The following is a 9569-nucleotide window of genomic DNA, read 5'->3' on the forward strand; positions in this document are numbered from 1 at the left end:
ATTCTCTGGCAATAGGTCGACCATGCTTTCCCGTCATATCAGCTTGAATAAGAAGATTATCATTACCTTCGCGCCGATCCTTCTGGCGTTGGGGGCAATGGCTGCCGTTGTCTGGTTGAACATTGCCGGCATTCAGCAGGCGAACAAATGGGACGTCCATACAACGACGGTCCTGTCCACGATTGAAGAGGCCCGCGGGGCCTTCAAAGACCAAATTTCGACGGTTCGCGCCTACACCATCGTCCGCGACGACAAGTTCAAGCCGATTTACCAGAACGCGGTGACGCTGTTCAATGACCGGCTTGACCAGGTCGCGGCGCTCACTGCCGACAACCCGGCGCAGCAGCAGCGGATCGCCAACCTGCGCGTCGAGGGCAAGGACTACGAGGACAATATCGGTGACCTGCAGATCAAGCTTGCCGGCGACCCCGCGACCCTTGGCAGGGCGATCGAACTCGTGAAGACCGGTGTGGCCGCTCAGAAAACCGCGGAGGTCGAGGCCATCATCGCGGAGATCACAAAGGCGGAGAACGACCTTCTGGTGATCCGCCGCGCATCGGCGCAGGAGTCGTTCACGATGGCCTACACGGTGCTGGCTGCCGGAGCCGCAATGGCGATCGGCCTCGCTCTGATCATGGGCTGGATGCTGTCGCGGGCCGTCGCCCGTCCGATCGCCGCGATGACCTCGGCGATGAGCGACCTCGCCCGCGGCAACCTCGCGATCACCGTCCCCGAGCTTGATCGCCGCGACGAGGTCGGCGCGATGGCGCAGGCGGTGCAGGTGTTCAAGGACGCCGCCAACGAGAACAAGCGCCTGGAAGTCGAGGCGACGGCCGCCCGCGAGGCGCAGGCCTCGCAGCGTGATCGCCAGTCTGCGATCGACAATGCGAAGGCCGAGGATCTGAAACTCTTCGTCCATGCCGTCGAGGCCGGCTTCGACGAGTTGTCCGCCGGCAACCTCACCGTCCGCATGGACCAGGCCGTCGCGCCGGAGTTCGAGCCGATCCGCCAGAAGTTCAACGACAGCGTGACCGCGCTGGAAGAGACGCTCGGCTCCGTCGTCGACGCCGTCGGCTCGATGCGCGTCGGCCTCAACGAGATCACGGTCGCCGCCGGCGATCTCTCGCAGCGCACCGAGCAGCAGGCGGCGAGCCTTGAAGAGACCGTCGCGGCGCTCTCGGAAGTGATGCGCGCCGTCACCGGTACGGCGAGCGAGGCCGGCACCGCCCAGACCTCGGCGACCACCGCCCTTACCAATGCCGAGAAGGGCGGCGTCATCGTCGCCCAGGCCGTCGAGGCGATGAGCCAGATCGAGCAGTCGTCGGATGCCATCGGCAAGATCATCGGCGTCATCGACGAGATCGCCTTCCAGACCAACCTCCTCGCGCTGAATGCCGGCGTCGAGGCGGCACGGGCGGGCGAGGCCGGCCGCGGCTTTGCGGTCGTCGCCCAGGAAGTGCGCGGGCTCGCCCAGCGTTCTGCCGAGGCCGCCAAGGAGATCAAGGACCTGATCTCGACCTCGTCCACCCAGGTCGAGCGCGGCGTCAACCTCGTCACCGCCTCCGGCCGGGCACTGGAAGAGATCGTCTCGACCGTCGGCGAGATGTCCTCGACCGTGACGGGCATTGCCGGCTCGGCCCGCGAGCAAGCGACGAGCCTGAAGGAAGTCGCGATCGCCGCCGACCAGATGGACAAGGTCACCCAGCAGAACGCGGCGATGGTCGAGGAGACAACCGCCGCCGCGCAGACGCTCCTTGGCGAGACCGAGCAGCTGGCAACGCTGATGGACCGCTTCCGCACCAGCACCCAGCGCTCCGCCGCCCCGGCGCCCGCTGCCCGGACCGCCCAGCGCCCCCGTCCAGTCGCCGCGCCCGCCCGGCGCCCGTCGCCGAGCCAGGCCGCCATTCCGCAGATGCGCCACACCGGCACCGGTGGCGCGGCACCGTCGGCCGCTTCGAAGGAGGACAGCTGGGAGGTGTTCTGATCCCCAGCCAATCCGGACCGGCGCCAGCGCCGGTCCCCAAACGACAGACGGCTGCGGCGCCCCCATCCCGGAGGGCGCCGCAGCCGTTTTGGCGAAGGCAGAAAGGCGGCGGGTGCGTGTCTCCGCCCTACGCGACAGCGCCGGGTGTGCACGATTTCAGACGAGGCTCTCCAGTGCACCGGGTGGGTGATGCTGTCGGAGCCGCTCGCCAAAAACGCGTTGGGACAGACGCTTGGCAAGCCTTCGTTCACCCTGAAAACGGGCATTCGGCATCCTGGACGATTCCCACCAAGATAGCCTGAACTTCAACAGACCTTAAATGTTAGCTGCATATCATTATCCGGGTCTGGATACCCGTTGGAGTTCTGTTGGTATGGCGTTGTTCTCAAACCTCAAGATCGCAAGCAAAATTGCGACCCTGGTCGTCGCGGTCAGCATGGTCGGCATGCTCGTAGCCTTCTTCTCTTCGCGTGCCCTCAACGGCTCTGATCTAGACTATTCAAACCTTCTCGCGAACGAGAGCCGTGCTGCTCTTCTGCTTGCACGCGCAAACGTTAACATGAACCGCGTCGGCTACGCCCTGTATCAGGAGATCGCCTACGACGTGGCGAGCCCGGAGGCCAAGGGCGCCATGGCCGCCGCCCGTACTGCGCTGAAGACAGCTCAGGACCTCTTGGTCTCGACGCGGACGCTGATCCCCGCGAGCACGCCCGCGCTCGATGGTTTCTCGACTGAGATCACCGCCGTCGAGACGGCGATGGAAAAAGTGCTGGCCGCCGACCTTGGCGGCGATACCAACCGGGCGATGGCAGAGATGGCGACGATAGATCCGCGGATTAACGCCTTGGCAGACGCCCTCCGCGGATTCAACGACGAGATGAGCGCGAAGGTCGAGCGGGAGAGCGACGCCCTGTCGGCTCAGACCGCAACCTTCTCGATGCTGATCCTCGGCGGCACCGCCGCGGCCGGCCTGATCGCCCTCGTGGCAGCCATCCTCATCTCCGGCAAGACGATCACCGGTCCGCTGAACCGCCTGCGCGGCGTCATGGAAGAACTCGCCGGCGGCAAGCTCGACGTCGAGATCGCCGGACAGGACCGCCGCGACGAGGTCGGCCAGATGGCCAAGACCGTGCAGGTGTTCAAGGCGGCCGCCAACGAGAACAAGCGTCTTGAGGTCGAGGCGGCCGCTGCCCGCGAGGCGCAGGCCTCGCAGCGCGATCGCCAGTCGGCGATCGACAATGCGAAGGCCGAGGATCTGAAACTCTTCGTCCACGCCGTCGAGGCTGGCTTCGACGAACTCTCGGCTGGCAACCTCACGGTCCGCATGGACCGGGCCGTCGCGCCGGAGTTCGAGCCGATCCGCCAGAAGTTCAACGACAGCGTGACGGCGCTTGAAGAGACGCTCGGCTCCGTCGTCGACGCGGTCGGCTCGATGCGCGTCGGCCTCAACGAGATCACGGTTGCCGCCGGCGATCTCTCCCAGCGCACCGAGCAGCAAGCCGCCAGCCTCGAGGAGACCGTCGCGGCGCTCTCGGAAGTCATGCGCGCCGTCACCGGTACGGCGAGTGAGGCCGGCACCGCCCAGACCTCGGCGACCACCGCCCTCACCAATGCCGAAAAGGGCGGCGTCATCGTCGCCCAGGCGGTCGAGGCGATGAGCCAGATCGAGCAGTCCTCGGATGCCATCGGCAAGATCATCGGCGTCATCGACGAGATCGCCTTCCAGACCAACCTCCTCGCGCTCAACGCCGGCGTCGAGGCGGCACGGGCGGGCGAGGCCGGCCGCGGCTTTGCGGTCGTCGCCCAGGAAGTGCGCGGGCTCGCCCAGCGCTCGGCGGAAGCCGCCAAGGAGATCAAGGACCTGATCTCGACCTCGTCGACCCAGGTCGAGCGCGGCGTCAACCTCGTCACCGCGTCGGGCCGCGCGCTGGAGGAGATCGTCTCGACCGTCGGCGAGATGTCCACGACCGTCACGGGCATCGCCGGCTCGGCGCGCGAGCAAGCGACGAGCCTCAAGGAAGTCGCGATCGCCGCCGACCAGATGGACAAGGTCACCCAGCAGAACGCCGCCATGGTCGAGGAGACCACCGCCGCCGCGCAGACCCTCCTTGGCGAGACCGAGCAGTTGGCAACGCTGATGGACCGCTTCCGCACCAACACCCAGCGGACCGCCGCCCCGGCGCCAAAAGCCGCACAGCGCCCCCGTCCTGTTGCCGCGCCCGTCCGGCGCCCCTCGCCAAGCCAGGCCGCCATCCCGCAGATGCGCCATACCGGTACAGGCGGCGCGGCCCCGTCGGCTGCTTCGAAGGAGGACAGCTGGGAGGAATTCTGATCCCCAGTGAACCCGGACCGGCGGTAAAACCGGTCCCCAAACAACAGACGGCTGCGGCGTCCCCATTATGGAGGGCGCCGCAGCCGTTTTCGTCAGAACGTTAGAGACGTCGCCAGCCTTCGCGGGATCCGTCGGCCGGACCGGGCGACCCTCAGCAGAGCGGCGCGCTCAGTGCCGGAAGTGGCGCATGCCGGTGAACACCATGGCGATCCCGTGCGCGTCGGCCGCCGCGATCACCTCGGCGTCGCGCATGGAGCCGCCGGGCTGGATCACCGCGGTGGCGCCCGCCTCGATCGCCGAGATCAGGCCGTCGGCGAAGGGGAAGAAGGCGTCGGAGGCGACGACCGAACCGTGCGTCAGCGGCACGATGGCATGGCCGGCGGCAAGGCCCGCCACCTGCTCGGCGCCGCTGCGCTCGGTCAACAGCGCCTTCGCCGCGTCCTCGGCCTTGCGGGCGGCGATGCGCGAGGAATCGATGCGGCTCATCTGCCCGGCACCGATGCCGACGGCGGCAAGGTTCTTGGCATAGACGATGGCGTTCGACTTCACGTGCTTGGCAATGCGGAAGGCGAATTTCAGGTCCGCCATCTCCGCCTCGCTCGGCGCCCGCTTGGTGACCACCTTAAGCTCGATGTCGTCGATCACGCCATTGTCGCGCGACTGCACCAGAAGGCCGCCGGCGACCGACTTCACCATCGTGCCGCGGGCGCGGGGATCGGGCAGGCCGCCGGTGAGGAGAAGGCGCAGGTTCTTCTTGCCCGCGACGATGGCGATGGCGGCCTCGTCGGCATCGGGCGCGATGATCACCTCGGTGAACACCTCGACGATCGCCCGCGCCGCCTCGGCGTCGAGCGTGCGATTCATCGCGACGATGCCGCCGAAGGCCGAGACGGGATCGCAGGCGAGCGCCGCGCCATAGGCCTCGGCAAGGCTCGCGCCTTCCGCCACGCCGCAAGGATTGGCGTGCTTGATGATGGCGACCGCCGCGGTGCGCGCCGGGTCGAACTCGGCGACCAGCTCGAAGGCGGCGTCGGTGTCGTTGAGGTTGTTGTAGGAAAGCTCCTTGCCCTGCAGCTGGCGGGCGGTGGCAACGCCCGGCCGCTCGTCGCCATTGCGGTAGAAGGCCGCCGTCTGGTGCGGGTTCTCGCCGTAGCGCAGCGTCTGGGCGAGCGTTCCGGCAAAGCTCGCCTGGCGGGGCGCGGCATCCTTCAGCGTTTCAGCGAACCAAGACGAGATCGCGCTGTCATAGGCGGCGGTCCGGGCAAAGGCCTTCGCCGCCAGTCGCTGGCGCAGCGCGAACGGCGTCTCGCCCGCGCCCTCCGTCAACGCCTCGAGGATCGCCGCATAGTCGGCGGGGTCGGTCGCGACGGTGAGATAGGCGTGGTTCTTAGCCGCCGCCCGGATCATCGCGGGCCCGCCGATGTCGATGTTCTCGACCGCCGCGGCATAGTCGGCGCCGGCCTTCACCGTCGCCTCGAAGGGGTAGAGGTTGACCACCAGGAGGTCGATCCCGACAATGCCGTGCGCCGCCATGGCCTCGGCATGGGCGGGATCGGCGCGCACCGCCAAAAGTCCGCCATGGACGCCCGGATGCAGCGTCTTCACCCGCCCGTCCATGATCTCGGGAAAGCCGGTGAGCTCGGCGACGTCGCGCACCGCAAGCCCCTCGCCCTCCAGCGCCTTGCGCGTGCCGCCGGTCGAGACCAGCTCGACGCCCGCCGCCGCCAGCGCGCGGGCGAACTCGGCAAGGCCGGTCTTGTCGGACACCGACAGCAGCGCCCGCTTCAGCGGCAGGCGGTCGGGCGCGGGATAGGCGTTGGCGGTGACGGCCATGGGAGCGGATCCTTCAGGAGAGGCGTGCGGGACCGGCCCCGCTGTTGCCGCCCTGATACCGCCCGCAGCCTGCGGTGACAACGCCGCAACATCGTGCGCGCGCGGTCTGGCGGGCTGCGCCGGCGTCCTTCCCGCCGTGGGCGCCCCCTCATCGGCCTGCCGGCCACTTCTCCCCGGAGGGGCGAAGAAGCCGTGCTTTCAGCTTGCACCACGTCACCGCTGCCTTCTTCTCCCCCTCCGGGGAGAAGGTCGCGGCAGCGGGATGAGGGGCGGCGCTTTCCTATCAGGACATCGCATCAAACGTGGAAGAGCCGCGCCCGCCTCAGCCCGCCGGCGGCACGCCCGGCGCCGGCGCCGGCGGGGTCTCGCCCCGGGCGGCGGCACGCTTGGCGGCGAGGTCGTCGAAGGTGTTCGGCAGGACGCCGACCGCGCGGTTCATGCCGCCGCAGCCGGCGAGGAGAAGGGCGAGGCAGAGGAGAGTGAGCTTGGCCATGGCCGGAGTGTAGCCGGGCTTTCGGCGTTTGTCAGGCCGGAGCGGGCGCTGGCGCCCTCACCCCGGAATGCGGGCGATCACCTTGATCTCGAAGTCAAAACCAGCGAGCCAGGTGACCCCGACGGCGGTCCAGTTCGGATAAGGGGCAGCCGGGAAGACCTCCCCCTTCACCGCCATGACCGCGGGGAACTGGCGCTCGGGATCGGTGTGGAACGTCGTCACGTCGACAAGGTCCGCCATGCTGCAGCCAGCCGCGGCCAGGACCGCTGCGAGATTGTCGAAGGCGATACGGACCTGGCGCTCGAAGTCCGGCTCCGGCGTGCCGTCGCTGCGGCTGCCGACCTGGCCGGAGACGAAGAGCAGGTCGCCCGACCGGATGGCGGCGGAATAGCCGTGCTGTTCGTAGAGAGCATGGCGGTCGGCGGGAAAAATGGTGTCGCGCGGGATCATGGCAGGGTCCGATGTCAGGCCGGCGGTCACCTCAGCCAGAAGCGATGGGAAGGCCGGGAAGCTACAAGAATGCGCCGATGTCTGATATACGACGCGTATCCGAGTTACACGGCATACGCCTCGTATGTCAAATTCTATGCACTGCGTATCTCAAAGGAAGGCTCATCATGCCGCCCAGGCGCCGTCTCGAAACCATGGAGGAAAACCGCGCCAGGCTGCTGGCGGCGGCGCGCCTCGCCTTTGCTGAAAAGGGTTTTGCCGCGGCGTCGATGGACGAGCTGACCGCCGCTGCCGGGCTGACGCGCGGGGCGCTCTACCACAACTTCGGCGACAAGAAGGGGCTGCTGGCCGCCGTGGTCGCCGCCATCGACGGCGAGATGGCAGCAGCGGCCCACAAGGCCGCGGCGGCAGCACCGACCGCCTGGGAAGGCCTTCTGGCGGAAGGATCGGCCTATATCGAAATGGCGCTTGATCCCGAGGTTCGCCGCATCGTGCTGCTCGACGGGCCCGCCTTCCTCGGCGATCCCTCGCAATGGCCAAGCCAGAACGCCTGCCTTGCCCTGACGCGGGAGGCCGTGGCCGGGCTGATCGCGGACGGGATCGTCAGGCCGGTCGATACCGAGGCGGCCGCCAGGCTCCTCAGCGGCGCGGCGATGAACGCGGCCCTGTGGGTGGCCGCGAGCGAGACGCCGAGCGCCGTGCTGCCAGTCGCCGTCGAGGTGTTTTGCCTGATGGCGGCAGGGCTTCTGGTGGACGGCCGCGGGTCCGGTTTGACCGGCCCCACCTGATCCCGCCTACCGCTTGACGAAGCGCCAGGCGATGTCCGTGCGCGACGCCGGGTCGAAGGTCACGACGATCTGCGTCGTGCGGCGGGCGCCGGCGCTGTCGGCGAAAAAGATGCTGTCCTCGAGCTCGACGTCGGCATCGCAGTGGAACTGCCAGACCTCCTTGCGCGCGGTGAGGATCACGCCGTCCGCCGTGCGCTCGGCGGATACGCCGGGGTGGAGGTGGAAGCGGATCGCTGCCGGCATGCGCGGCCGCGGCGACTTGGCGCTCGCCGCAAACAGCCGGTCGGTGCCCTCGATCGCCCGCCCGTCGCGGGACAGGAACAGCGACCGCTCGTGCACGAGGCCGTAGCGCTGGCGGTAGCCGTCATGCGCGGCGGTGAAGCGCTGGCCGGCATCGCTGTCCTCGCGCGTCGTCGGCACCCGTGTCGGCCCGGCGATCAGCGGCGCGCCGAGAAACCGCTCGACGAGGCCCGATTGCGAGAACCGCGCGGAGGAATGGTCGGCGACCGTCAGCGTCGAATGCGCCGCGGTGGTGCGGGCGAGCCGGCGCCAGTCCTCGTCCTGCCGCGCCGGCGCGCCGCAGTTCACCACCAGGCGGCTCGATCCGGAGGAGAACTCGAAGGCGAGCGTGCCGGCATGCGCCTCGCCGGAAAGGTTGGAGGCCGGAGGCAGGCCGGTATCGGCGATCAGCACCGTGCCGGCGGCCGACAGCCGCTGGTAGCCGGACTGGCGGGCATGGCTGATCGGATCGCCGAGCGTCTCGTCATGGCGCAGCAGCGCGGTGATCAGCTGGCCCTCGGACACGCCGGCACCGTTGAACAGGGCCACCGCGCCATCGGCATGGCGGAAGAAGCGCAGCGCCGGCAGCATGCGGTCGATGGCGCGGATCAGGCCCTTCGGCACCGGCTGGTTCTGCTCGGCGAAAGTCTGGCGCAGCGGCAGGAGCTCGGCGAGGATCTCGATATTGGCCGCCGGGTTGCGCGAGACATGGCCGCCATCGGCAAAGATCTGCCGGTCGAGCTCGTCGGACAGGTTGCGCGCGGCGACCCGCATGTGCCCGCCGCCGGTCGGCATGCAGAGCGACAGGAAGGCCAGCGCAATGCGCGCCCGGAGCCGCGGCAGGCCGTCCGGCGCCTCGGCGGCGATCGAGCGGAGATAGCGCATCTCGCGCGACAGGCTGCGCAGGAACTTGCGGTAGAAGGCAAAGTCGGCATCGACGAGGATCAGGTTGGAATGCGTCAGCCAGGCGATCACCCGCCGGGCGGTCACGTCGACCTCGTGCGTGCGCGGTCCCAGTGAAAAGCCGGTCTCGCGCTGCCAGTCGGCGATGAGGGCGCGGGCGTTGGCAGCGGCCAGCGCGTCGCCGGCCTCGCTGAGATGGCGCAGCCAGCCGAAGGAATGCAGCTCGGCCGCCCAGCCGCGCGAGGGCGGCGTCACCTGGAAGGGCGAGCCGGTGTCGATCTCAACCAGCTGTCCGGCGAGGTAAAACTTGCCGGCATAGATGTCGGCCGCGATGATCGGGTCGCCGCGGCGCAGTTCGGGCGGGGTGACCAGCAGGCGATCGGGCGCGCTGCCGGCGAACCGCCAGCGGTGCAAGGGCCCGATGCGCAGCCGCCGACGGACCCGCCGCCAGGCTTCCGAGATCATCAATGCCGCTAGGCGCGGTCGATCCGCCAATTCCGCTGCCAC

Annotated in this window: 7 protein-coding genes; 3 read left to right on the top strand and 4 right to left on the bottom strand. The window is 68.7% G+C overall.

The window, feature by feature from the left end:
* The first annotated feature begins 43 nt into the window (after nt 1-43).
* Nucleotides 44-1984, top strand: coding sequence for a methyl-accepting chemotaxis protein (locus ACZLZY_RS22835; protein WP_472936364.1), 1941 nt, complete (start codon nt 44-46; stop codon nt 1982-1984).
* Between the two features lie 559 nt (nt 1985-2543).
* Nucleotides 2544-4316: a methyl-accepting chemotaxis protein gene (locus tag ACZLZY_RS22840; protein ID WP_472936365.1), complete on the top strand. Its 1773-nt coding sequence runs from the start codon at nt 2544-2546 to the stop codon at nt 4314-4316.
* A gap of 168 nt (nt 4317-4484) precedes the next feature.
* Here the strand turns inward: ACZLZY_RS22840 and purH are convergent, their stop codons facing one another.
* The 3 genes from purH to ACZLZY_RS22855 form a co-directional block, all read right to left on the bottom strand.
* Nucleotides 4485-6149 carry a bifunctional phosphoribosylaminoimidazolecarboxamide formyltransferase/IMP cyclohydrolase gene (gene purH / locus ACZLZY_RS22845; protein ID WP_472936366.1) on the bottom strand — a complete coding sequence of 555 codons (1665 nt, stop codon included), beginning with the start codon at nt 6147-6149 and terminating at the stop codon, nt 4485-4487.
* 322 nt (nt 6150-6471) lie between these two features.
* On the bottom strand, nt 6472-6642 hold the full coding sequence (locus ACZLZY_RS22850) for a hypothetical protein (protein WP_472936367.1): 171 nt from the start codon (nt 6640-6642) through the stop codon (nt 6472-6474).
* Nucleotides 6643-6699: 57 nt separating this feature from the next.
* Nucleotides 6700-7092: a RidA family protein gene (locus ACZLZY_RS22855; RefSeq protein WP_472936368.1), complete on the bottom strand. Its 393-nt coding sequence runs from the start codon at nt 7090-7092 to the stop codon at nt 6700-6702.
* Between the two features lie 167 nt (nt 7093-7259).
* Between ACZLZY_RS22855 and ACZLZY_RS22860 the strand changes: the two genes are divergently transcribed.
* Nucleotides 7260-7880, top strand: a complete 621-nt coding sequence (locus tag ACZLZY_RS22860; protein ID WP_472936369.1) for a TetR/AcrR family transcriptional regulator — start codon at nt 7260-7262, stop codon at nt 7878-7880.
* Nucleotides 7881-7886: 6 nt separating this feature from the next.
* On the opposite strand, the gene ACZLZY_RS22865 is transcribed toward ACZLZY_RS22860, so the two are convergent.
* Complete coding sequence (locus tag ACZLZY_RS22865; protein WP_472936370.1) at nt 7887-9569, bottom strand: heparinase II/III family protein; 1683 nt, start codon at nt 9567-9569, stop codon at nt 7887-7889.

Source organism: Mesocryomonas lacus (assembly GCF_055730135.2).